Origin of the sequence: Rothia dentocariosa ATCC 17931 (assembly GCF_000164695.2) — a bacterium.
Classification (GTDB): domain Bacteria; phylum Actinomycetota; class Actinomycetes; order Actinomycetales; family Micrococcaceae; genus Rothia; species Rothia dentocariosa.
On record NC_014643.1, the window covers coordinates 1,994,893 to 2,017,543 of the forward strand.

Genomic DNA, 22,651 nt, shown 5'->3' on the forward strand with positions numbered 1-22,651 from the left:
CCTTGGACGATAGATTTAATCGAGTCTATTTGACCTGCGGCAGATGACTCAGGAGAGCAACACATGCAAACTCTTGATTTCCTCGACAAGAAGTCCCTTCGTGACGACATTCCCGAATTTGCACCCGGCGACACCCTGAATGTTCATGTGAACATCGTTGAGGGTAAGAACCGCCGTGTTCAGGTTTTCAAAGGTTTTGTTGTTGGACGCCAGGGTGCTGGTATTCGCGAAACCTTCACCGTGCGTAAGATTTCTTTCGGTGTTGGTGTTGAGCGTACTTTTCCGGTGCACTCCCCGGTAATTGAGAAGATTGAGCTTGTTAGCCGCGGCGATGTTCGCCGTGCCAAGCTGTACTATATGCGTGATCGCCACGGTAAGGCAGCTCGTATCCGCGAGAAGCGCGAGTTCTAAGACATATCAAGGTCTTATACATATGGAGTTAGCCGAATCTTCGGCAGAACCTCAGATGAGGCGTCATTCCGTTAGGGGATGGCGCCTTGTTCTTGTGGCTTGCGCTCTTGCACTATGCATTATGCTGGGTATCCGTACCTTTATAGCGGATGTTTACTATATTCCATCTGACTCTATGGAGCCTACCTATATGCCCGGGGATCGTGTTTTAGTCTCGAAGCTGTCTGATAGCTCCCACATACATCGAGGCGATATTGTCGTTTTTGATGGTACTGGGTCACTGTCGCCTTATAAATCAGGGGACGGGTTCTGGAACGACCCAGTAAAACACACCGGGCAGTGGTTGGGTCTAGCTCCTACAGAAACCGTTTACATCAAACGAGTGATTGCACTTGAGGGTGATACCGTATCCTGCTGTACCGACCAAGGCGAGATAACTCTCAACGGAGAGCCTCTAGACGAGCCTTATATCTACCCACAAGACTCACCTTCAACCACAAAATTTAACGTTGTAGTACCGCGCGGACGCATGTGGGTCATGGGCGATCACCGCTCGGTATCAGTTGACTCTAGGTCTTTACTAGGAGCACCTGGTGGAGGGCTAATCCGAACCGATAAGATTATTGGAACCGTGGATTTTCGTCTCCATTTTTGATATCTGTGTATGTCTACAGGCGTAAAACCCTCAAATAAACTGCATTTGAAGGGCAGACACCTATACAATAGCTAAGAACCATTCGCCCCTAGAAAGGTCTTCGATATGGCTAACCAGTACGGCTCATCACGCGATGAGAACTCCGTCCCAGCTAACTATCAGCCGCGGAGTCGCCGTGAGCGCCGGGAGCTTGAAGAGCGCCTGGTCTATGAAGAACAAGAACAGTCGTACATTGAGTCGCAAGAAGATCCAGAGGGCGAGTATACGGATTATGCTTATGAAGACGAGCAGGATGTGTATGAACCGGAAGAATACGATGCCTCAGAGTATGTGGAATACCCGGAAGATGAGGAAGAACCAGTAGATTCCGAGGAAGCCTCAGCTGAATATGACGATTATCCTTCCGAATATGATGGTAATGATGAGGCAGAATATACGGAAGAGATAGAAGCTGATGAGGAAGAACTGGAGACAGAGCCCGCTCCAGCTCTTAGCGCTAAAGAAGAAAAGAAGCGAAGGAAAAAAGAGAAACAGGCTTTGACCCTCAAACAGGCGCAAGCTGAGGGACGAGTAAGCGAATGGGCTTGGACTCAAGTTCGTGAAACAGGCACGATCATCCTTTATGCTCTGATTATCGCTTTCGTTATTAAAACATTCCTGATTCGCGGCTTTTACATTCCTTCAGGGTCTATGGAAAATACTCTGCAGGTTAACGATCGGGTCTTCATCAACGTTGCCGGGTCGTATTTCAATGACCCCAAACGTGGTGATGTTGTTGTCTTCAAAGACTCACAGGGCTGGATTCCCTCAGGGCAGAAGAGCTCCAACCCCATTTCCGATGGACTTACCTTTGTTGGTATCCTACCCGACACATCCTCAAACTACCTGGTGAAACGAGTTATCGGTCTGCCTGGTGATACGGTAGAAAGTGATGGCAGCGGAAAGATCAAGGTTAACGGTGTTGAGATCACGGAACCCTATCTACACCCCGGGTCAAACCCCTCAGACATTCCCTTTAAGGTGACGGTACCCGAAGGAAAGTATTTTATGATGGGTGACCACCGTGATAACTCTGCCGACTCCAGGTTTCACATTGCCGACGGGCACGCCTTCATCCCACGAGATGACATAGCGGGAACAGTTTTCGTGATTGCCTGGCCGCTGAACCACTTCGGAATGTTGGATGACGAAAAGAAGGTCTTCGACTCGGTCCCTAACCCGTAATTGACCAGTGCGAACATATTGCCCATCCACGAGGTGGAATAGGAAGAAAATCCTATTCCACCTCGTACCTATAAAACGGGTATACCTCATATACACGATGTTTATATAAGCGATACCATGCCCCTCGTCCGTTGGTATTTTCACGTGGAAAGATAAGACTACACATGCATAGCGCGAATCTTGAGCATGAACAAAAACTTTTTACCGCAGGGTATCGCTTGATCGCTGGTCTAGACGAAGTCGGGCGTGGAGCATTAGCAGGTCCCGTAAGCGTAGGTGTTGCCGTGTTAGACCAACAAAATCAGCAGATACTTGAAGGACTCACGGATTCAAAAGCCCTAACCCCAAAACGCCGTGAAGCCCTTATACCGCGTATCCAAAAATGGTGTTCCTACGCTATTGGGCACACTACACCCGCCGAAATAGACGTTTTAGGAATGACCTACGCACTACGACTGGCGGCGCAGCGAGCGCTCGCCGATCTTGCGCATCGAGGTTTATACCCTGAGGCCGTACTTTTGGATGGGAAACATGATTGGCTCAGCCCTCAGCCTGCGAACCTGCTCGATTCTATAGACCCTGTATACCGTCGGTATGAGGAATTGCTTCACCGCATATGGAACGGTGCTAACTCGGCCGCAGAAAAAGGTTGGAGTGGTCCAGTCACCACGATTATTAAGGGTGATTATCAGTGTGCTTCTATAGCTGCCGCCTCGGTGGTTGCCAAAGTCGATCGTGATGCCTTTATGGAATCCTTATCGGCAGAGAACCCACACTACGGCTGGGCGAAGAACAAGGGGTATGGGTCTGTGGCGCATCGTCAGGCTATTAGCGAGTATGGACCTAGTATTTATCATCGTCTTTCATGGTCGTTACCGGCTACAGAAGAGCAACTGACTAATACACGTATCGGTCGCAGCGAAGTATTGAAGGTTTCGGGGGAAGACGGGGAAAGTTAATGAGTGCAGAAGAACTGGAAAACTATGAGACCGATGCTCAACTGGCATTGTACCGGGAGTACCAAGATGTTATGTCGCTATTTAGCTATGCCGTTGAAACGGACCGCCGGTTTTATCTCGCAAATAAGGTTGATGTAACGCCTCAGATCCGGGAGGGAACCATATACTTTGAGGTCGTGATGAATGATGTGTGGGTGTGGGATGTTTTTCGCACTAATCGGTTCGTCAAGAATGTTCGAGCTTTTTCGACTCGTGACGTAAATGTTGAAGAACGGCTACCAAATCAGGACTTTACGGTGCCAGAAATTGCTGATCTTCCCGATGACTTAGGATAAAAGCAACCGTAGCGCGGCAAAAGACTGAGCTTAATATAGCGGTTTATAGCTGGCTCTCAGACTCAAATTTTTGGGGTTAATGGGAAGTTTTCGCATAAATCGCTGTGGATAACAAAGAAAAGTGTCCCTCTCCCTTAGGTTTTCCACAAGTCTCAGAGTAGAGCCCGCGTACTATGGATACAGCGGTCATAGTAGAGGCAAGAACATCTGCTATGCGCCAAGAATCTGGGGAGCTAGTGAGCTTCGCATGAGTTTTGGTGTTCTCATGAGGAGCCACTATGACAGCTATAACGTCGCGCACGCCATCGAGCCGCACACTGGGAAAGCCAAGCTGGATTCGTAGACCTGCGAAGGCACATCGGGTGGGGCGCTGGGGCGAAGACCTAGTTGCCCAGATTCTTAGTGTTAATGGGTACCGGATTCTGGAACGTAACTGGCGTCCGCCCGCAGGGCTAGATATTCCGTTGCGGGGAGAGCTAGATCTTATTGCTATTACTCCCCAGGACGAGCTGGCTTTTGTCGAAGTTAAAACTCGATCCTCAGAAGAGTACGGGCATCCTTTTGAAGCTATCAATGGTGATAAGGCTAAACGCACACGTGAACTCGCTATACTATGGTGTCGTCTACGCGAAAACCTTGATTTTGGGCATTTTCGTGTTGATGCTATTGCGGTGACAGGAACTCCTGAAAAGTTCACCTTCGAACACTTGATGGGGGTGGCGTAGTGGGGTTTGCACGTACGTACTCTGTAGCTTTGGTTGGGCTTCACGGTCATATCGTTGATGTTGAAGCGGATGTCTCTCAAGGGCTTCCTGGATTTGTGCTCTTGGGCCTTCCCGATACAGCTCTTAACGAATCTAAAGAGCGTGTTCGCTCTGCCGCTAAGAACTCGGGTATTTCGTTAACACAGCACAGGCTCACCATTAACTTGACACCCGCAACACTGCCTAAGCGTGGCTCTGGGTTTGATCTTGCGATGGTAATCGCGGCTCTGCAAGCTGAACGAAATTTACATCCTAGCGGCGATTGCGTTTTTCTTGGGGAGCTAGGGCTAGACGGCTCTTTACGGTCTGTTCCTGGCATACTGCCAGCTGTAAAAGCTGCCGCTGATGCGGGGCACTCGCGCGTAGTGGTGCCCCATGCCAACGTTGCAGAGGCATCGTTAATCCCGGGAATTCAGGTTGCCGGATTTCGGTGTTTGGCAGAAGTATTTTCTGCTTTCGGAGCGAGCATAGAGAACCTGAAATATCCACCAGCGCCGGTTGAGTCGATGACTCCGAATCCTTCTGCGCATACTGCGGTATTAGCTGATATGTCTGATGTTGCGGGGCAACAACAGGGAAGATTTGCCCTCGAAATTGCTGCCGCCGGGGGACATCATATTTTGCTGCAGGGTCCTCCCGGATCTGGGAAAACAATGCTGGCAGAGCGGCTTCCTACTATTCTGCCGCTTCTTGATGATGAAGCAGCTATGGAGGTAACAGCGATTCAATCGCTCTGCTCATCGGACGCATCTTTGAGCGAACTAGTGCGTATACCGCCTTTTGAAGCTCCGCACCATAGCGCATCTGCACCCGCTATTTTGGGAGGAGGTAGCGGAATCCCGCGACCGGGTTGCGTTTCAAAAGCCCATCGCGGAGTACTTTTTCTGGACGAAGCTCCAGAGTTTAAACGTACAGTGCTCGACTCGTTGCGCCAGCCTTTGGAGAGCGGAGAAATAGTTCTTGATCGAGCTGCGGCCTCAGCAATTTACCCGGCCCGGTTTCAATTAGTTCTTGCTGCCAACCCTTGTCCTTGTGGAATGAACGTAGGTACCGGTGCTGATTGCACCTGTACCCCTCGTGAGCGACGCTCATATTTCAGTCGTTTATCGGGACCACTTCTTGACCGTATAGACCTTAATCTGATGGTTCCTAAAGTATCCTCCGCCGAGCTTGCCAGCCAAGAACGCGGGGAAAGTTCTCGCAGTATTCGAGAAAGGATTATCACAGCTCGTGCTGCCCAGGTGGAAAGATTATCTCCCTATGGGTTACGGGTTAACGCTGAGACGAATGGAAAAATTCTACGCGGACCGCTTCGGCTGAACTCAACCTTGGTACAAGGTCTTAACCGAGCCGTAGACCGGGGCACTTTAACAGCGCGCGGATACGATCGCGTGTTACGCACCGCATGGACTCTGAGCGACCTAGACGGCACGACCTCACCCCAACAGGAACATCTTGATGTGGCTTTATTCCTGCGGCAGCAGGGTGGGCATCAAGGGCTATAAAAATTATCCACGTTGATGGAATAAACGAGCATAGTGAAGAGAGAACTATCATGCCAGACGTACTTTTAGACGTAGAAAACCATACATATTTTCAACAGTTAATGACGTATCGCCGGAAAGAGCTTGAAAGCCTAGACCAAGCGTACATCCCGGAACCTTTTGAAAGTTCGACACCGTTTCAGTGGCGAATAAATGCGAAGTTGCAGGATGAAGAAGCCGAGCTGCTATTTGAGGAAAACCTGGAACCGGAAGAACGGATACGCCAGGTGCGAGCCTATATTCGGTTATGTACCGCCCTTATTATGCGCTTTGCTGATCCTGCGGACCCTCTGATCGTTGAGGGACTAAAAACTTTGGGGGCTCCGCTTACTTTGTATTGCGTGACTAATCCGGAAGGAATGACGGAAACGTGGTGGAATGGGGGAGAACCCAGCGAAGAAATTGCCGATGTACTTCGTGCCGCAGGGGTCAGTTATACACCCGGTCAGCATTCCATGAGCTATGAGGACTTTACTCGTGGTATCGCAAAGAAGCGTAGGAGATGGCAGGGACGTCAGCGATTTGAACCTCGACGTGAATGCGCTATGGCGGTATCTTGCGGCATATGGCTTGTAACCCCTGTTGATGATTTTTGGCCTAACCACCTGCAAGATTTAGGGGATGAAACTCCGTATGGTCTGTGGGGCAAGGGTGATCCCGCAAAATTACGGATACTAACAGAGTATTTTCAGAAATGTGTTGCGGTCGTTGGTTCGCGCGATGCGAGTGTGTACGGGGCTGATGCAACATCATATTTAGTACATGAATTAGCGCAGAAGAGTCACATTATTATCTCCGGTGGGGCTTATGGCATTGATGTGGCTGCCCATCGTGCTGCGCTTGCCGCAGGAAATTCTGCGGTTCCTACGATTGCGCTCATGGCTGGAGGCCTGGATCATTTCTATCCCGTGCAGAACAGTGAGATTTTGCACCGTATTGTGGAGGAAGGCCTTATTCTGAGCGAAGTATCTATTGGAAATACACCCACACGGTGGAGATTCCTAGAGCGTAACCGTCTTATTGCAGCCCTTTCACACGACATTGTGGTGGTAGAAGCACGTTGGAGGTCGGGCGCCCTCAACACCGCCCGGCACGGACTTGAAATCGGACGGGAACTTTGGGCTGTTCCAGGGAATATTAACTCTCCGAACTCTGTAGGTTGTCACAGGCTTATTCGGGATGGCTATGCTCGTATCCTGAGCGAGATACAAGATATTCTGGAAGCTCGTGAAGGGTTCGATGCTCTGCAGGAAGAAAAGCAAAGTCATGATCACGAGCAAAGCACAGTTCTCGATACCATGTCGGAGGCGCAGGGACGGCTTTGGGACATGATGTCCCCGCGGACCTATCGATCGGCGGAGGAGCTTGCGGGCCACATCGGCTTGCCTTTGCGCGGTACTATGGTAGAACTGAGCCAATTGGCGCAACAAGGTCTGGCAGAAACCGATGGGTTCGGGTGGCGTAAAATACGGCAGGCAGCTCGCTCAGCATCATAGCTTAGTACATGGACTTGCTAACCTCGTAGAAGAGATAGGGGCAGAAAGGAGGAAGGAGAAATGACAGCAGCATTTTGGGATGATAATAAAGAGCTTTCAAAGACTTTACCTATGCCCGATGCAGTTCTACCGGAAAGTTCATTAGCCCCTACCCTCCCCATATCAGCAGACCAGCAGGACTCCACCCCAGACCTTGCTCCCGCCTTATCTGGAGAAGTATTTTTACCTATTGTCGAGCATTTCGAACGTTATCTCAGGTACGAGAAGTATCGTTCCGAAGAGACTATCCGATCATACATATCTGATCTCTGCGGGTTTTTCGGCTTTATCGGACGACGGGGAATTAGCCGTGTTGAAGATGTAAACCTGCAGCTTATCCGTGAATGGCTGGGGTCTATGCACCTAAAACAAAATGCCAAGACAACTGTAGCTCGACGTGGTTCGACCCTGCGCACTTTTTTCAGCTGGGCTCATGAGGAAGAACTCATCACAGAAAATCCTACCCGGGGAATGAGTACACCTAAGCGTGACCGACATCTTCCTGCTGTCCTGAGCCAGGAACAGATGAGCTCCGTTTTGGACACTGTAGCATTGCGATGCCGCGAAAATCCGCAGGATATCCGGATGCTGAGGCTTTGGGCTGTTCTAGAGGTTCTGTACTCATCGGGTATGCGTATCTCAGAACTTACAGGCTTGAATCTATCGAGTGTAGACCGAGCTAATAAGACGGTTCGCGTTATCGGTAAAGGTAATAAAGAACGTGTTGTACCATTGGGAACCCCCGCGATGAAAGTTCTTTCACAGTGGGTCAAAATAGGGCGCCCGTATTGGATAGCCAAAGGTTCACGCGATGTAACTGCCCTGTTTATAGGGCCACGCGGCAAACGTGCAAACCCTCGACAAATTCGTGAAGATATTAGCCGAATCCTACGTACACTTGAGAATACCGAGGTTTCAGGGGCACATGTCCTTCGTCATTCTGCTGCAACTCATCTTGTTGACGGAGGGGCAGATATTCGTACCGTTCAAGAACTGTTAGGGCACGCATCGCTCTCAACGACACAGATCTATACCCATGTCTCCATGAAACGTTTAGCAGATACCTATATTCGTGCTCATCCGCGAGCTTGATTGTACGGAAGCGGAAAAGGCTATTGAAGTTTTTCGTGTGCTTGCCCTGCGCGGTAAGCGAAAAATGATGACGTTACAAGAAGCAACTGATACCTAGAAGGCATAAGATATCAAGACCAATATCCAGCGGAGCCTGTGGTGGGCGCTTATGGAATATACCGGCTAGGACAAAAGATGAGTAGAATATCTCTGGAGCGTTTATCATAATATGTGGCATTTTGAGCTACTCCGTACGATGATAAAGCGATAGAATACTATACGCGAGAGCGTCATGAGCTATTTGAAAGGTCAAGAATGTACGCTATTGTCTGCCCCGGTCAAGGATCTCAAAAAAAAGGCTTTCTCACTCCTTGGCTTGAGATGGTTGGAGTTCGGGAACACCTTGAGCGTCTCTCACAAGCAGCAGAGCTTGACCTTATCCATTACGGCACCGAAGCCGAGGAAGAAGCTATTAAAGACACCGCTATTGCACAGCCTTTGATTGTTGCTGCAGGTATTGTCACCGGGCGTCTAACGCTTGCTCGTCTAGGATCAGAGAATCTACTTTTCGCAGGGCACTCCGTAGGAGAAATTACAGCAGCTGCGCTTTCTGGAATTCTTAGCGATGAAGATGCTATGCGTTTTATTCGCGTTCGTGCTACCGGCATGGCCCAAGCCGCCGCTGCATCCCCAACCGGTATGGCAGCAGTCCTGGGCGGCGATGAAGAAGAGGTTCGTGAAGCAATTAAAGCGGCGCAGCTAGTTGCAGCCAACTCCAATGGCGGTGGACAAATCGTTGCAGCAGGCGCACTTGACGCTCTTGAAAAATTCACTGAGAATCCACCGGCGCGTACTCGTGTTATTCCGCTTAAAGTTGCTGGTGCCTTTCACACAGAAGCTATGGCCCCGGTCGTGGAACCACTCAAGAAATTTGCAGACACGATCACGGTTGAAGATCCAAAGCACAAAATTTTGAGTAATCGCGATGGCTCTGCGGTCGCTTCCGGACAGGAATTTCTCGATTCTCTCGTCAAGCAGGTTACAAACCCTGTTCGGTGGGATCTGTGTATGGCTCAGATGTTGCAAGACGAAGTCACCGATATTATTGAGGTGACACCTGCAGGAACCCTCGTCGGATTGGCAAAACGCGCAATGCGTGGTGTACCTTTCACCGCCGTTAATGCTCCTGAAGACCTCGAAAAATTTGGTGTATAGGTTTAAGGCGTATCAAATCAGACCCACGAAGAAACAGCTCAAGGAACAGTAAACACGTGACTACCCTCAAACAATATGAGAACAATCGTTACTCCCGCATTTTAGGCTATGGGGCTTCCCGTGGTGAGGTGATCGTTCATAATAACGATATCGTTGAAGCTATCAACTCGTCTGATGAGTGGATTAAGCAGCGTACCGGGATTTCAACCCGACATCGAGCTAGCGAAAACCAAACCGTTAATGACCTTGCAATCGCAGCAGCTCATGATGCGCTCGCCAACTCACACGTGACGGGTGAACAGATTGATGCCGTTATTATCTCAACAATTTCCCATCCGTATGCTACTCCGTCACTAGCTGTTCTGGTTGCGGATGCCATTGGGTCTCGGTGTCCTGCTTACGATATTTCTGCGGCCTGCGCTGGCTTCTGCTACGGTATAGCTCAGGCAGATGCTATGGTTCGTTCTGGTATGGCGCAGAATGTTCTCGTGATAGGCGTTGAAAAACTTTCAGATTTTATAGATAATACGGAACGTTCTATCTCATTCTTGTTGGGAGATGGAGCGGGTGCGGCTGTTGTCAGCGTATCGGACGAACCCGGCATCGCCCCGACTATTTGGGGATCAGACGGCTCTCGTTGGGGGACTGTCGGAATGACCCATTCCCTCCTCGATATCCGTAACCGTGACTTTGTCGTTAACCCTGTGCAGGAAGATGAAAAGATTTGGCCGACCCTGCGTCAAGATGGACCTTCAGTCTTCCGCTGGGCTGTGTGGGAAATGGCAAAAGTTGCACAGCAGGCTTTAGAATCGGCAGGTATTACTCCGGATGAGCTGGGTGCATTAATTCCGCATCAGGCTAATGCTCGCATTATCGATCAGATGGCAAAAACCCTGAAATTGCCTGAAAATGTCGCTATTGCGCGAGATATTGCTGATGCTGGTAACACGTCTGCCGCCTCCGTTCCTTTGGCAGCGCATCGTCTTTTGCAGGAACAGCCTGAACTTTCTGGAAAATTTGCACTACAGATTGGTTTTGGGGCCGGTCTTGCATATGCGGCACAGGTTGTTGTTCTTCCGTAAGTTATCGAGATCACTCTTAAGGTATCTGAATATACCTTTTATGAGATAGCTCAAATTCGTACCTGCAAACACTAGATTTTATAGTACGAATTTGAAAAACTCGGGGTTATTGTGTGAGATACTTACACAGACACGATAAACTCGATTATGCACATGCTCTTAACCAGGAGCGTGCTACCACTTCTATGACAAAGGAGCCCTTCATGGCTAACAAAGAAGAGATCCTCGCAGGTCTTGCTGAGATTGTAAACGAAGAGACCGGTGTTGAAGTTGAAGATGTTCAGCTGGATAAGTCCTTCACCGAAGACCTCGATATTGACTCTATCTCGATGATGACTATCGTAGTGAACGCTGAGGAAAAGTTCGAAGTTACTATTCCAGACGAAGAGGTCAAGAACCTCAAGACTGTTGGTGACGCAGTAGACTTTATCGCAAAAACAGCCTAAATTAGGCTGCCGACGGTGGGCGCGGGCAAGTAGCCGCGCCCACCTGTCTAGTTTCACCCTCCACCGATATAACCAAGAAAGTGTGAAGATGTCTCGAAAAGTGTTGGTGACCGGTCTCGGCGCAACCACTCCTATTGGCGGCGACGTCCCCACCACCTGGGCAAATGCGCTTACAGGCGTCTCGGGTATCACTAAAATTGATGAGCCCTGGGTAGAAGAATACAGCTTGCCTGTTTACATCGCTGGGCGCCTCGCAGAGCCTGCTCACGAGTCAGAACGACTCACCAAAGTTGAAGCAAAGCGCTTAGATCCTTCAGGACAGCTAGCACTTATCGCTGCTCGTGAAGCCTGGGAGGATGCTGGTTTTTCGGGTTCCGACGCTGAATCCGCAGAAGAAGTTGATCCCTTACGCACCGGTGTAGCATTTGGTACTGGTATCGGTGGTGTGTGGACCCTGCTTGATGCATGGGATACATTGCGTGAGAAAGGGCCTCGAAGGGTTCTTCCCATGACAGTTCCCATGTTAATGCCTAACGGCAACGCAGCCGCTGTGTCGATGAACCTGAAAGCGCGCGCCGCTGCTCAAACCGTCGTATCTGCCTGTGCTTCTTCAACGGAAGCTATGGAGCTGGGGGTCGATATGATTCGCACAGGTAAAGCAGATGTGGTTGTTGTCGGCGGTTCCGAAGCAGCAATTCATCCTCTTCCTTTAGCGGCCTTTGCGCGTATGCAGGCGTTGTCATCGCGTAACGATGACCCTGAAAAAGCCTCACGCCCTTATGATATGGATCGTGACGGATTTGTGATGGGCGAAGGTGCTGCGGCTATGATTCTTGAGTCAGAGGAGCATGCCCGAGCCCGTGGAGCGCGAGTCTATGCCGAGCTAGCAGGTACCGGTGTCTCTGCTGATGCCTTCCATATAACCGCTCCCGATCCTGATGCTCTAGGAGCCACACGAGCTCTGCGTGAAGCACTCAAAGATGGGGATATTGACCCTGCTACAGTTGTGCATATTAACGCACACGCAACCTCAACTCCTGCGGGGGATCTACCGGAAGCAACTGCTATGCATGCTACTTTCGGTGAGCATACAAAGAATATTGCTGTTTCTGCAACCAAGTCTATGACGGGGCATCTTTTGGGTGGTGCAGGAGCCCTTGAAGCAGTGCTTACCGTATTGGCGATTTACAACCGCAAAGCTCCGGCTACTATTAATCTGGAAAACCAAGATCCGCAGATTGATCTTGACATTGTGACACAGGCACGGGAGCTTCCTGAAGGAGAGATTGTTGGTATCTCGAATTCCTTCGGCTTTGGTGGACATAACGCAGTCGTCGCGTTCCGTTCTGTTGAGTAATTCTGCATAATACTGCATTGGGGTCTTCTCAGGAATTACCTGAGAAGACCCTTTTTGTATCTGTGTACAGCTGAAGCCACGAAAAACAGTGAGGTATGCATACTTAACGCAGCTGTCATATCTGAAAATACCGCGGGTAATAATAAAGGGAGGATTCCCCACAGTTTTGTGGGGAATATTAATGAGGAGCGATTATTTTACTTGTGCTTATAGCGGTAGATAAACGCTGCCATCGCGCCCCGTTCAACAGGTTGCCAAGGACGGAAGGTGCCATCAGCCCAACCGGTAGCGATACCAGTACCTTTGAGCCACATAATTTCTCGATAGAATTGATTGTTTGCTCCAACATCTGAGAAATTACGACCTGCGGGTACCGCTGGCTTCCCCGCGAAACGGTAGAAGAAAGCTGCCATCGCATCGCGGTTGACACTATCGTGCGGACGGAAGGTGCCATCAGCCCATCCGGTAGCGATACCTTGCTGATGCATCCAGACAATTTCGCGATAGAACTGGTCTTGAGGCGCTACATCGCGGAAAGGTGAACGTGCTGGAAGATTAACCGGGGGAGAGCCAGCCATACGGTAGAAATAAGCTGCCATCGCAGCGCGTTCTACACCTGCGTCCGGTCGGAAAGTGCCATCCGGCCAACCGGTAGTAATTTTCTCGTTGGCTAACCATTCAATTTCTTTATAGAAAGGCGAGCTCTGCGGGACATCCCGGAACCGGGTCTTAGGAGCCGTTTCTACTCGGGGCGCGGGTTGAGGATGCCATGAACGGTTCTTTGCCCCCGCATTGGTGGCTAGTGCACGTAAATCGTGAACCGTACCCGGGAAGAAATTCGAGTCTCCAACGAAAGGTCCTTCAGAAGAGAACTGCCAGATATCGTAATTACCCCACCCAGCTGGCATAGGACCGGGATAGTAGTTGTAATTTGCCAGATGCAGGAGGTGGTTACCGAACTCTGTTGAGCCTACGCATTGCCTCCACCAGTAATTAGCGGTATAAATCATAGGATATCGACCGGTGAGGCTGCGGTAGGTCTCCATGAAATCACGAATCCACCGAGTGAGATCGGCACTGCTCATGTTGTAGCAGGTGTTGCCAAGACTCGGATATGGGTTGTATTCAATATCGAGTAGGCCGGGCATTGTAATTCCGTCGTTACTCCATCCACCGCCATGTCTGACGAAATAGCGTGCCTGTTCAGCTCCAGAGGTGGAGCGTGGGTTGGCAAAATGATAGGCACCACGAATCATGCCCGACTGTGCGGAACCGTTGTATTGTTGAGCAAAGTAAGGGTTAGTGTAATAGTTACCCTCTGTTGCTTTTGTGTATGCAAAACGGGAGCCCATATTATATGCACGGTTCCAGTCTACATTTCCTTGGTATGAAGAAACGTCCATACCGAGGGTCCCACCTGTGGGAGTCCACATGGAAGTGGCATTAGGGGAGATCTTGCCAAGAGTTGAGGATTGCGACTCTGCAAGGCGAGCTCGCTCACCTGCACCCATTGGAGTATTCATTTCCTCGTGAGCGGGAATTTGAGCTGTAGCAGAAGCATCAGAAGTATTTTCATGAGCTACTGCCGGGCTTATAGTCCCTAAAGCCAGCACCATAGCGCCAACGGCTGCTAGGGTCTTTGAAACAGACTTTTGCCGGTTAAAAAGTTTCATGTTTACCTGCAATTTTATTTAGTTGTGTATGTGAGAGTGATATATGTTGTGCATGATTTAAAAATGCGAAGAATATTTTTCGATTCTTAAAAATGCACTGCAGATCATGCTTCTCAAAGGAAGCGTGAACGAAGAGTATTCTAAAGATAATTTCCTATAAATTTCAAGTATTCAACCCTTTGTAGTGCGTTTTTGCGGAAGTATGAGTATTTTTTAAGTGTCAAGTATTAAAATATCTGATACCCCAGGAGTAATATCGTTAAATTGTATGTTAAACCTCATATGTGGTGGAAAAGTTTATATTTTTCAATATAAACAGGCAAGGAGAAAATTACATTCTATTTGAGAGTGCATAATGTCTAAATCACAAAATTAAGGGTAAAGAAATTGACATATCTTTAGCCCATACTGTGATAGCGCTGGTGCCTTCCTCAAGACCTGCTTTTGGCGATCTTGCGTGGTGTGCCATAATTGACCCGTAATCGTGCTCCGGGGTCGGTGAAATTCCGAACCGGCGGTGACAGTCCGCGAACCGTGCGTATCAGTTATTGTGATGCTTACGGCCGAACCGGTGCAACTCCGGTACCGACAGTACAGTCTGGATGGTAGGCAGCACGAGCAGAAAGCACGGGATGCGGTCACGGTATATATTCGAAACCGTTATCTAATGTTCCAGCAATTACTGGAATCAATGCATTTTGTTCTCCCCGGAGTCGCCGCAATGACGATGAAAAGGAGTAACAGTGAACGTTCTGCGGTGGCTCTTCGACGCACAAATACAATTTGGAGACCAGATTCTTCTTGTGCGCGAAGTTTTAGGTAACCTTTTCGGTTTAGCCTCAGCTTTGGGCGGAATGCGCCGTAAAGTCTGGGCATGGCCGATCGGTATAGCCGGAAATCTGCTGCTTTTTACCGTTTTTATGGGTGCCTTCTTCGGCAGCCCCAACCCCATTAATATGCTTGGTCAGGCTGGGCGCCAGATTATGTTCATAACTGTTTCTGTATGGGGCTGGTATCGTTGGCGGCAGTCCTGCAGAGCTCAAGGAACGCGTGCCGAGGGGGCAGCTGTAATTCCACGATGGGCATCCAGGCTGGAACGTCTTAGCATTATCTCTATACTTATTCTTGGCACGATAGCTTTAACTCCAATATTTCGTTCTCTAGGGTCATACGAGCCCGTATGGTCAGATGCTTGGATATTTACCGGTTCGCTTATAGCGACCTATGGTATGGCACGAGGATGGGTAGAGTTCTGGCTAATTTGGGTTGCTGTTGATATTGTTGGTGTTCCGCTGCTTTGGAGCGCAGGCTACTATGCCACCTCTCTGATGTATGTTTTCTACGGATGCTTTACTCTTGTAGGCTTCTTCGTATGGTGGAGTACTCGGAATCGTGAAGAAAAAACCCGAGTCCAAACGCAATTTCCGGATATTACTGTTGACGTGGAATCGAGCAAATCATGACAACGTATCTAGGTCCTGAGATGTATACGCCCGTAAATGATCTTGACTATTCTGCTGCGGAGTACGGTCATCTTCAAGGAATACCCGCTTCGGTAACTGTAAAGGTCCCTGAAGGGGCATTGACCGATGATCGTGCTATGAGTTTGGCTATAGAAGCCGCTCGTCAGGGTATACGAGGGGCTAACCCACTTGTTGGAGCGGTTATTACAAACTCTGCCGGTCAAGTACTGCATATTGGATGGCATCGCGGGGCAGGAACACCTCATGCTGAAGCTGATGTCCTAGCTCAAGCCCGCGCGGCTGGCACGGATATGAGCGATGCAAAAATGTATGTGTCGCTAGAACCCTGCAATCATACAGGCAAAACTGGTCCGTGCTCGCATGCTATCAAAGAAGCTGGAATTTCTCAGGTCTTTTATGCATATCCAGATAGGAGCGCTCAGGCTTCTGGCGGAGCAGAATATTTACGCTCTCACGGAGTCGTAACAACGTATATGCGAGAATTTGCTGAGGACTCGTACGCGCTAAATGAACGATGGTTTATTTCGGTCGCAGAAAAACGACCATTTATTACCGTTAAATCTGCTTCAACTCTTGACGGTTTTATCGCGGCAGCAGACGGCACCAGTAAATGGATAACTGGTTCACAAGCACGTGCTGATGGGCATCTCATCCGAAAACGCGCAGACGCCGTGATGATCGGAACCCGCACTACACTCCTTGATAATCCCTCACTAGATGCCCGTGATATCTCAGGGCAACGCTACAAGAAACAGCCTTTACGGGTTGTCATGGGAGAAACAGATATACCAAGCACCTATAAAGTGTGTGGTCTAGGTACAAGAGACCCAGAAAATTACATGCAGGTTTACACTCACGAGCCCCGAGTCCTTCTTGACGAACTTTACAGTCGTGGGGTGCGACACCTCATGATTGAGGGAGGACCGGGAATGGTTGGCCTATTTACCGGGGAAGATCTTCTTGACGAACTTGTTTGGTACCGCGCTCCTATACTTATGGGGCACGGTAAAAGTGCAATGTACCGACTTATTACCAACACGTTGGAAAATGCCCCTCGTCTGCAGCTTGATGATCTTGGGATGTTTCCATCAGTTCGGGTCTTAGGCGAAGACACCGCAACGCACCTGATACCAAGCCCCCGTAGCACTGCAAAAAATACACCGGGTATTCGTCGCGTACTTCCACGTTTCACGCACAAATATTTTCCAGAACCACGAGAATAAAAACTACAAAAGTTATGCATAATTCCTGGAAACAAAGTGTAGGAAAGGGAACATCGTCTTTGAGATCGTTCCGGTATGCACCTGCACGATATTTCGGGGAATAAAAGACTCATCTTTATAGTTATAGTGCAAGTTATCGTAGCGGCATCTGAATTCCATCCCGTTGCAGCTGCCACAGAGGAGAAGACACACATGTTTACAGGAATTATCGGTGCGCTAGGTACCGTTGAGTCCGTTCAACCAGTCTATGACGCTCAAGGGACTTCGACCGGAGCTGCATATATCACTATTAACGCTGGTGATATTGTCTCTGACTTGGATCATGGAGGATCCCTAGCTGTCAACGGTGTATGTCTAACTGCCGTCGATGAGGATAGCATTGAACCGCAGCAATTTCGCGCTTATGCCATGGGGGAGACGCTCACTCGGACTAATTTAGGCACACTAACTCAAGGATCGATCGTTAACCTTGAACGGTGCATGCCTGCCAACGGAAGGTTTGATGGACACGTAGTCCAGGGACACGTAGATGGTATCGCGACGGTTACATCAATAACTGAACATGATGCGTGGTGCACTATTCGTTTTTCCATTCCTCAAGAACTTGCTCCGTATCTGGTTGAGAAAGGTTCTATCGCCGTCTCCGGCGTATCGCTGACAGTAACCGCGGTTTCTGCCTCTGCTGAGAGCGCTCCCTGGTTTGAAGTCGGTTTGATTCCTGAAACTCTTAGCACAACTAATCTAGGGCAGCTTACCGTAGGAGACACTGTCAATCTTGAAACAGACGCGCTCGCTAAATATGTAGCCCGGTTGATGGAAATGAGAAATGTAGATTTCCATGAAACTTCCGTAGTTGCACAAGAGCTGGATCCTATTCAGGAGGCCATTGAGGCTATCTCCGCCGGTCGAGCTGTCGTTGTAGTGGATGATGAAAACCGTGAAAATGAGGGAGATATAATTTTTGCGGCTGAATATGCTACAGAAGAACTCATGGGATTTACTATCCGCTATACCTCCGGAGTGATATGTGCTCCAATGAGTCACGAACGTGCAGACAGCATGAACTTGCCGCCAATGACCGCGCACAATGAAGATCCTAAAGGTACTGCATATACGGTTTCTTGCGATGCGCGTGTAGGAACCACAACAGGTATTAGCGCCGCCGATCGTGCCCGTACAGTCAGAGTTCTTGCAGACGCCTCAGCGGGCCCTGAAGATTTGAGCCGTCCGGGGCATATATTTCCCTTGCGCGCCGTAGCTGGTGGGGTTTTGGAACGTGCTGGGCATACAGAAGCGGCCGTAGAACTTACCCGTGCGGCAGGTCTTTCGGGCGTAGGCGTTATTGCCGAGCTTGTCCATGATGATGGAAGTATGATGCGCTTTGAGGCTTTGCGCTCTTTTGCAGCTGCACACAGCCTCCCCATGATTTCGATCGAAGACCTTATTCAGTATGTGAAGGAACGAGCATGAGTGATACCCCAGAAAAGCAGAGCACTCAGCACAAGCACATACCCTCAGAGCTCGAATTTGAGAAACGCGATCTTGCTGAGAGATTTGCCCACCAATACACAGCTTCTCCTTTAGACTTAGTGCCTCATCCCAGCCCGCAACTGGTGGAATCGACCGTTGAGGTTATTGTTCCTACACCCCATGGAAACTTTGGGGTACGTGCTTGGCGGTTTGCCGATGGTGCTGAGCATATGAGCATTCGTGCTTTAGACGACCAAGGGAACCCTATTGCATTTTCGGGAGAAGCTCAGATTCCCGCAGTGCGAATCCACTCCGAATGCGCTACTGGAGATATTCTGGGCTCCTTCCGATGCGACTGTGGTCAGCAGCTTGAGAATGGGTTAAAAATTCTCTCGCGTTATGGTGGTTGGATTCTCTATATTCGCAATCATGAAGGGCGGGGTATTGGGCTTGTAAATAAGTTGCGAGCCTATGCACTTCAAGATGTTGGCCTTGATACCCTAGACGCAAATTTAGCGCTTGGCTTAGACGAAGATATGCGTGATTACACGCAGGCGGCACTTATTCTGCAAGAACTCGGGGTTCATAATCTGCGACTTATCACAAATAATCCGGCAAAGGTTGACGCACTGACCGAGCTGGGGCTTGAAGTACATGAGGTAATTCCTGACGAAATTCCGGCGCGTGCTGAGAACGCCAAGTACCTTGAAACAAAACGTCGGCGTATGGGACATAGGCTCCATGGGCCTAGTATATAGTTCTTCTGGCTGATAACAGCTTGCTGTGTGGTCAGAGGACGACTTTGCGATATAAACCAACGACACCAAGGAGTTAAGAAATATGAGCGGCGCAGGAGCAGCAGATACCACTCTCAATCCTGAGGACTACACTGGATTCAAACTAGCTATTGTTGCGGCAAGCTGGCACACTCAGGTCATGGAAGGGTTACTCAATGGGGCGCAGCGCGCCGCCGCTGATGCGGGGCTGGAGCCGACTATTGTGCGTGTTCCGGGGACTTTTGAACTACCTGTTGCGGCAACCCGTCTTGCCGAAAAATACGATGCGATTGTTGCCCTCGGCGTTGTTATTCGCGGTGGAACTCCTCACTTTGACTACGTATGTCAGGGCGCTACGAGTGGTCTGACCGATGTTTCCGTGCTGACTGGTCGCCCGGTCGGTTTCGGGGTACTCACTTGCGATAATGAACAACAAGCTCTAGACCGTGCCGGACTTCCTGGTTCCTCTGAAGACAAAGGCTATGAGGCAACGGCGGCAGCTTTGCAAACCGCAGCGACTCTCAAACGACTGAGCTAATTAACAGCGCGAAGTGTCAATTTTGATACTTCGCGCTGTTTGTTCAAACCACTGTTAGATGTGGTGGAACTTGTACACTAATACGAGAGCCCCAGGCAACAGTTTGGGCATCAGCAATCGAGCACGAAGGATTAGTCCTATGCAGGATTTGGGCATTATCTCACCCTCTCTTGAAGAATTCCGGGAACGCGCGGTGACTCACCGAGTTATTCCGGTGTGCATCAAAATTCTTGCAGACTCGCTTACACCCATTGGTATTTATCGTTCGCTGGTTCTACACGATGGTGCCGCTGATTCTGGAACTTTTTTGCTTGAATCGGCTAAGATCGCGACCGAGGGGGAATCGGCAGCTTGGGACCGGTATTCTTTTATCGGCGCTTCTTCTCGTTCAACCCTGACCACACGAGACGGCAAGATATATTGGCAAGGGCAAACTCCGGCGGGAGCCCCAACAGAAGGCGACCCCGTTGAAGCTATCGATCAAACCCTTCGCATGCTTCATACTGAACCGGTTCCTGGCCTTCCACCGTTAACATCGGGGTTGGTAGGTTACTTGGGCTGGGACGTAGTACGCCGCTGGGAGAACCTGCCGTATCCGCCAGCTGATGACGTGAATCTCCCAGAATTTGCCTTGAACATGGTTTCTGACATGGCAATCCATGATAATACTGACGGCACAGTGCTCTTGATCGCAAATGCCATTAACTTCAACGGTACCGATGAAAATGTGGATGATGCATACGTCGATGCGGTCGAACGTCTGCACCGTATGCTGCAGCAACTAGAACAGGGCGCCTCTGAAACGGCATCGGTTTTAACCGGCGTTTCTGACATAGATGACCGAATTCGTCGTGAAGTTACTCAAACCTGGTCGGTGCAAGGCTATCAAGACGCAATTGATCGTTGTAAGAAAAATATTATTGACGGCGACGTCTTTCAGATCGTGATCTCACGTCGTTTTGAAGTTGAAACTGGCGCGGATGCGCTTGATGTCTATCGCGTCCTTCGTCAATCTAACCCTTCACCCTACATGTACCTCTTTAACTTTGAGGATGCTGAGGGTATTCCTTTCCAAATTGTTGGTTCTTCCCCAGAAGCCTTGGTGACCCTCAAGGAGGGTCGTGCGACTTCGCATCCTATCGCTGGTTCCCGGCCTCGCGGTGCAACTCGTGAACAGGATATAGCTCTTGCTGAAGAGCTTCTTGCCGATCAAAAAGAGCGCTCTGAGCATTTGATGCTGGTTGATTTGGCGCGTAATGATCTGTCTCGAATTGCAAAGCCTGGAACGGTCTCTGTTGATGAGTTCATGGTGATTGAGCGGTTTAGCCATATCATGCATATTTCTTCCTCAGTGAGTGCTGAACTTGACCCTCAATTCAGTGCTTACGATGTACTTCGCGTTGCTTTTCCGGCGGGGACTCTCTCGGGGGCTCCCAAACCGCGGGCTATGCAGCTTATCGACGAGTATGAGCCGACCCGTCGTGGGGTTTATGGGGGTGTCTGCGGATATTTTGATTTTGCTGGAAACATGGATATGGCTATTGCAATTCGTACTGCTGTTCTCAAGGGAACAAAAGCTTATGTACAGGCTGGAGCCGGTATTGTGATGGACTCCAACCCGGAGTGCGAGACTGAAGAGACCGTAAATAAGTCAGCTGCTCCGCTCCGTGCTGTATTGACAGCATCGGGTCTGAAACCTCTGCAGACAAAACGCGTTACCACAGCAGATTAAGAACCTGCGGGAGGGCATAATCCCATGAATACACAGCGGCATAAGTCTTCGTCTTTGAATCAATCAAATAACCATGAGACAACGAGTACTGCTACGGCGTTTAGTGCGGCGGATGAAAACTTACACTCGAAACCTGTGAGACTACAAGCACCTGGACTGGTGCTTTTAACAGGGCTTGCTGTGGCTGCCCTTGCCTTTAGCACGACGCTTTTTCCTTGGGTCCAAGCGCATGTGAACGGGGTCTTGGGGGAACAAAATCTTGACGTTACTGGGTCTCGAGCGGCGCCCGCAGTAAGCGCACTGGCGATGGTAGCTTTAGCAGCTCCTTTAGCGGCGCGCATAGCCCCTCAGCTTTTGCGGTATGTTATCGCATTGGTAAGTTTAGGATCCGGGGTGGGTATTATTTTTTCTGCGCTGTCGGTGGTGATGAATCCCGCAGGTGCGGTTGTAACTGAGACCAGCAAGGTAACGGGAACCGTGGCGTCTACAGGTACATATGCTGTGACTGTTTGGCCGTGGATTTCATGCATATCAGGTTTTCTTATTATGTGCGTGGGACTTTGGACTCTTGTAGCGGCTCGACACTGGCAAGGTGGGCGTAAATATGACCGCACAGTGCGTAACCTGCAAGAAGCTCCTGGTGAGGTCGACAATATGGATGCATGGGACCTGCTGAGCAGGGGAGAAGACCCTACCGCAGAGAAATAGTTTTAATGGTAAAAAGGTTTTCAGACGCTGCGAGTTGTACAACATTGCTCGTCTAAATATTTGTACGATTCTCACCAGCAAATTCACAGAAGACGAGGTCATGACCTAAAATCGAAGAAAGGACGTCTGTACGCATTATTCGCGTATCTGTGCACACACATGAGGAGTTTTCGTGACGGAAGAGAAAGTTGTTATTGTTCCTGAACGCCCGTATGCAAATCACGGTAGCACCGTAGCATCGTGGGTTATGATCGCCATCATGACGACCGGGGTACTTGTTGGTGCCGTTGCGTATGATCTGGCTCAGCCCGTTATCGTCTTTGTTGGTGCTGGCATTATCGCGCTGGGTCTAGTGGCTGGATTGCTTCTCAAGAGTGCTGGCTACGGTCAAGGTGGTTCTAAAACCAAAAATACTGAGCGTCACTAGTAAATACGCTACGAGCGCCTCG

The 22,651-nt window shown here is 49.6% G+C and carries 22 protein-coding genes and 1 riboswitch; of the genes, 21 read left to right on the forward strand and 1 reads right to left on the reverse strand.

The window, feature by feature from the left end:
• Window positions 1–63 precede the first annotated feature (63 nt).
• The 13 genes from rplS to fabF all read left to right on the forward strand — a co-directional run bounded on the left by rplS (window position 64) and on the right by fabF (window position 12,598).
• Window positions 64–411 carry a 50S ribosomal protein L19 gene (rplS, locus tag HMPREF0733_RS08600; RefSeq protein ID WP_004004530.1) on the forward strand — a complete coding sequence of 116 codons (348 nt, stop codon included), beginning with the start codon at window positions 64–66 and terminating at the stop codon, window positions 409–411.
• Between the two features lie 94 nt (window positions 412–505).
• Window positions 506–1,066 carry a signal peptidase I gene (gene lepB / locus HMPREF0733_RS08605; protein WP_239661837.1) on the forward strand — a complete coding sequence of 187 codons (561 nt, stop codon included), beginning with the start codon at window positions 506–508 and terminating at the stop codon, window positions 1,064–1,066.
• A 105-nt stretch (window positions 1,067–1,171) separates the two neighbouring features.
• Window positions 1,172–2,290: a signal peptidase I gene (gene lepB / locus HMPREF0733_RS08610; RefSeq protein WP_013398955.1), complete on the forward strand. Its 1,119-nt coding sequence runs from the start codon at window positions 1,172–1,174 to the stop codon at window positions 2,288–2,290.
• Window positions 2,291–2,454: 164 nt separating this feature from the next.
• Window positions 2,455–3,249 (forward strand): ribonuclease HII, encoded by a 795-nt coding sequence (locus HMPREF0733_RS08615; RefSeq protein ID WP_013398956.1) that lies wholly within the window; start codon window positions 2,455–2,457, stop codon window positions 3,247–3,249.
• Window positions 3,249–3,584: a DUF2469 domain-containing protein gene (locus HMPREF0733_RS08620; protein ID WP_013398957.1), complete on the forward strand. Its 336-nt coding sequence runs from the start codon at window positions 3,249–3,251 to the stop codon at window positions 3,582–3,584. The genes HMPREF0733_RS08615 and HMPREF0733_RS08620 overlap by 1 nt, the downstream gene beginning before the upstream one ends.
• A 278-nt stretch (window positions 3,585–3,862) precedes the next feature.
• Entirely contained in the window at window positions 3,863–4,309 is a 447-nt protein-coding gene (locus tag HMPREF0733_RS08625) for a YraN family protein (protein ID WP_238789094.1), read from the forward strand.
• The gene (locus HMPREF0733_RS08630) at window positions 4,309–5,853 is read left to right on the forward strand and encodes a YifB family Mg chelatase-like AAA ATPase (protein WP_013398958.1); all 1,545 of its coding nucleotides are present in this window, start codon (window positions 4,309–4,311) and stop codon (window positions 5,851–5,853) included. Before HMPREF0733_RS08625 ends, HMPREF0733_RS08630 begins: the two co-directional genes overlap by 1 nt.
• Window positions 5,854–5,903: 50 nt before the next feature.
• The gene (gene dprA / locus HMPREF0733_RS08635; RefSeq protein WP_013398959.1) at window positions 5,904–7,388 is read left to right on the forward strand and encodes a DNA-processing protein DprA; all 1,485 of its coding nucleotides are present in this window, start codon (window positions 5,904–5,906) and stop codon (window positions 7,386–7,388) included.
• Window positions 7,389–7,448: 60 nt separating this feature from the next.
• Window positions 7,449–8,519 carry a tyrosine recombinase XerC gene (locus HMPREF0733_RS08640; RefSeq protein WP_013398960.1) on the forward strand — a complete coding sequence of 357 codons (1,071 nt, stop codon included), beginning with the start codon at window positions 7,449–7,451 and terminating at the stop codon, window positions 8,517–8,519.
• A 294-nt stretch (window positions 8,520–8,813) separates the two neighbouring features.
• The gene (locus HMPREF0733_RS08645; RefSeq protein WP_013398961.1) at window positions 8,814–9,713 is read left to right on the forward strand and encodes an ACP S-malonyltransferase; all 900 of its coding nucleotides are present in this window, start codon (window positions 8,814–8,816) and stop codon (window positions 9,711–9,713) included.
• 56 nt (window positions 9,714–9,769) lie between these two features.
• The gene (locus HMPREF0733_RS08650) at window positions 9,770–10,795 is read left to right on the forward strand and encodes a beta-ketoacyl-ACP synthase III (protein ID WP_013398962.1); all 1,026 of its coding nucleotides are present in this window, start codon (window positions 9,770–9,772) and stop codon (window positions 10,793–10,795) included.
• Window positions 10,796–10,998: 203 nt separating this feature from the next.
• Window positions 10,999–11,241, forward strand: coding sequence for an acyl carrier protein (locus HMPREF0733_RS08655; protein WP_004004541.1), 243 nt, complete (start codon window positions 10,999–11,001; stop codon window positions 11,239–11,241).
• An 88-nt stretch (window positions 11,242–11,329) separates the two neighbouring features.
• Window positions 11,330–12,598: a beta-ketoacyl-ACP synthase II gene (gene fabF, locus HMPREF0733_RS08660; protein WP_013398964.1), complete on the forward strand. Its 1,269-nt coding sequence runs from the start codon at window positions 11,330–11,332 to the stop codon at window positions 12,596–12,598.
• Window positions 12,599–12,795: 197 nt separating this feature from the next.
• On the opposite strand, the gene HMPREF0733_RS08665 is transcribed toward fabF, so the two are convergent.
• The gene (locus HMPREF0733_RS08665) at window positions 12,796–14,271 is read right to left on the reverse strand and encodes a GH25 family lysozyme (protein ID WP_013398965.1); all 1,476 of its coding nucleotides are present in this window, start codon (window positions 14,269–14,271) and stop codon (window positions 12,796–12,798) included.
• Window positions 14,272–14,751: 480 nt separating this feature from the next.
• Window positions 14,752–14,891, forward strand: a riboswitch (FMN riboswitch).
• A gap of 123 nt (window positions 14,892–15,014) precedes the next feature.
• Here HMPREF0733_RS08665 and pnuC point away from each other — a divergent pair.
• The 8 genes from pnuC (at window position 15,015) to HMPREF0733_RS08705 (ending at window position 22,629) form a co-directional block, all read left to right on the forward strand.
• The gene (gene pnuC, locus HMPREF0733_RS08670) at window positions 15,015–15,734 is read left to right on the forward strand and encodes a nicotinamide riboside transporter PnuC (RefSeq protein ID WP_013398966.1); all 720 of its coding nucleotides are present in this window, start codon (window positions 15,015–15,017) and stop codon (window positions 15,732–15,734) included.
• On the forward strand, window positions 15,731–16,978 hold the full coding sequence (gene ribD / locus HMPREF0733_RS08675; RefSeq protein WP_013398967.1) for a bifunctional diaminohydroxyphosphoribosylaminopyrimidine deaminase/5-amino-6-(5-phosphoribosylamino)uracil reductase RibD: 1,248 nt from the start codon (window positions 15,731–15,733) through the stop codon (window positions 16,976–16,978). Before pnuC ends, ribD begins: the two co-directional genes overlap by 4 nt.
• Before the next feature lie 192 nt (window positions 16,979–17,170).
• The gene (gene ribB / locus HMPREF0733_RS08680; protein ID WP_041322074.1) at window positions 17,171–18,448 is read left to right on the forward strand and encodes a 3,4-dihydroxy-2-butanone-4-phosphate synthase; all 1,278 of its coding nucleotides are present in this window, start codon (window positions 17,171–17,173) and stop codon (window positions 18,446–18,448) included.
• Window positions 18,445–19,206, forward strand: a complete 762-nt coding sequence (locus HMPREF0733_RS08685; RefSeq protein ID WP_013398969.1) for a GTP cyclohydrolase II — start codon at window positions 18,445–18,447, stop codon at window positions 19,204–19,206. The genes ribB and HMPREF0733_RS08685 overlap by 4 nt, the downstream gene beginning before the upstream one ends.
• 82 nt (window positions 19,207–19,288) lie before the next feature.
• Window positions 19,289–19,762, forward strand: coding sequence for a 6,7-dimethyl-8-ribityllumazine synthase (ribH, locus tag HMPREF0733_RS08690; RefSeq protein WP_013398970.1), 474 nt, complete (start codon window positions 19,289–19,291; stop codon window positions 19,760–19,762).
• A gap of 139 nt (window positions 19,763–19,901) precedes the next feature.
• The gene (locus HMPREF0733_RS08695) at window positions 19,902–21,494 is read left to right on the forward strand and encodes an anthranilate synthase component I (RefSeq protein ID WP_013398971.1); all 1,593 of its coding nucleotides are present in this window, start codon (window positions 19,902–19,904) and stop codon (window positions 21,492–21,494) included.
• A 24-nt stretch (window positions 21,495–21,518) separates the two neighbouring features.
• Window positions 21,519–22,202, forward strand: a complete 684-nt coding sequence (locus tag HMPREF0733_RS08700; protein WP_013398972.1) for a Trp biosynthesis-associated membrane protein — start codon at window positions 21,519–21,521, stop codon at window positions 22,200–22,202.
• A 172-nt stretch (window positions 22,203–22,374) separates the two neighbouring features.
• Window positions 22,375–22,629, forward strand: coding sequence for an HGxxPAAW family protein (locus HMPREF0733_RS08705; RefSeq protein WP_004004555.1), 255 nt, complete (start codon window positions 22,375–22,377; stop codon window positions 22,627–22,629).
• The last annotated feature ends 22 nt before the right edge of the window (window positions 22,630–22,651 follow it).

Excerpts from the sequence above, each read along its gene's own strand:
- HMPREF0733_RS08685 (WP_013398969.1), top strand. The coding sequence starts at position 18,445 with ATGAGTGATACCCCAGAAAAGCAGAGCACTCAGCACAAGCACATACCC.
- fabF (WP_013398964.1), top strand. The coding sequence starts at position 11,330 with ATGTCTCGAAAAGTGTTGGTGACCGGTCTCGGCGCAACCACTCCTATT.
- HMPREF0733_RS08640 (WP_013398960.1), top strand. The coding sequence starts at position 7,449 with ATGACAGCAGCATTTTGGGATGATAATAAAGAGCTTTCAAAGACTTTA.
- dprA (WP_013398959.1), top strand. The coding sequence starts at position 5,904 with ATGCCAGACGTACTTTTAGACGTAGAAAACCATACATATTTTCAACAG.
- ribD (WP_013398967.1), top strand. The coding sequence starts at position 15,731 with ATGACAACGTATCTAGGTCCTGAGATGTATACGCCCGTAAATGATCTT.
- HMPREF0733_RS08665 (WP_013398965.1), bottom strand. The coding sequence starts at position 14,271 with ATGAAACTTTTTAACCGGCAAAAGTCTGTTTCAAAGACCCTAGCAGCC.
- ribH (WP_013398970.1), top strand. The coding sequence starts at position 19,289 with ATGAGCGGCGCAGGAGCAGCAGATACCACTCTCAATCCTGAGGACTAC.
- HMPREF0733_RS08695 (WP_013398971.1), top strand. The coding sequence starts at position 19,902 with ATGCAGGATTTGGGCATTATCTCACCCTCTCTTGAAGAATTCCGGGAA.
- HMPREF0733_RS08645 (WP_013398961.1), top strand. The coding sequence starts at position 8,814 with ATGTACGCTATTGTCTGCCCCGGTCAAGGATCTCAAAAAAAAGGCTTT.
- HMPREF0733_RS08700 (WP_013398972.1), top strand. The coding sequence starts at position 21,519 with ATGAATACACAGCGGCATAAGTCTTCGTCTTTGAATCAATCAAATAAC.
- ribB (WP_041322074.1), top strand. The coding sequence starts at position 17,171 with ATGTTTACAGGAATTATCGGTGCGCTAGGTACCGTTGAGTCCGTTCAA.
- rplS (WP_004004530.1), top strand. The coding sequence starts at position 64 with ATGCAAACTCTTGATTTCCTCGACAAGAAGTCCCTTCGTGACGACATT.
- HMPREF0733_RS08655 (WP_004004541.1), top strand. The coding sequence starts at position 10,999 with ATGGCTAACAAAGAAGAGATCCTCGCAGGTCTTGCTGAGATTGTAAAC.
- HMPREF0733_RS08620 (WP_013398957.1), top strand. The coding sequence starts at position 3,249 with ATGAGTGCAGAAGAACTGGAAAACTATGAGACCGATGCTCAACTGGCA.
- HMPREF0733_RS08625 (WP_238789094.1), top strand. The coding sequence starts at position 3,863 with ATGACAGCTATAACGTCGCGCACGCCATCGAGCCGCACACTGGGAAAG.
- lepB (WP_013398955.1), top strand. The coding sequence starts at position 1,172 with ATGGCTAACCAGTACGGCTCATCACGCGATGAGAACTCCGTCCCAGCT.
- HMPREF0733_RS08615 (WP_013398956.1), top strand. The coding sequence starts at position 2,455 with ATGCATAGCGCGAATCTTGAGCATGAACAAAAACTTTTTACCGCAGGG.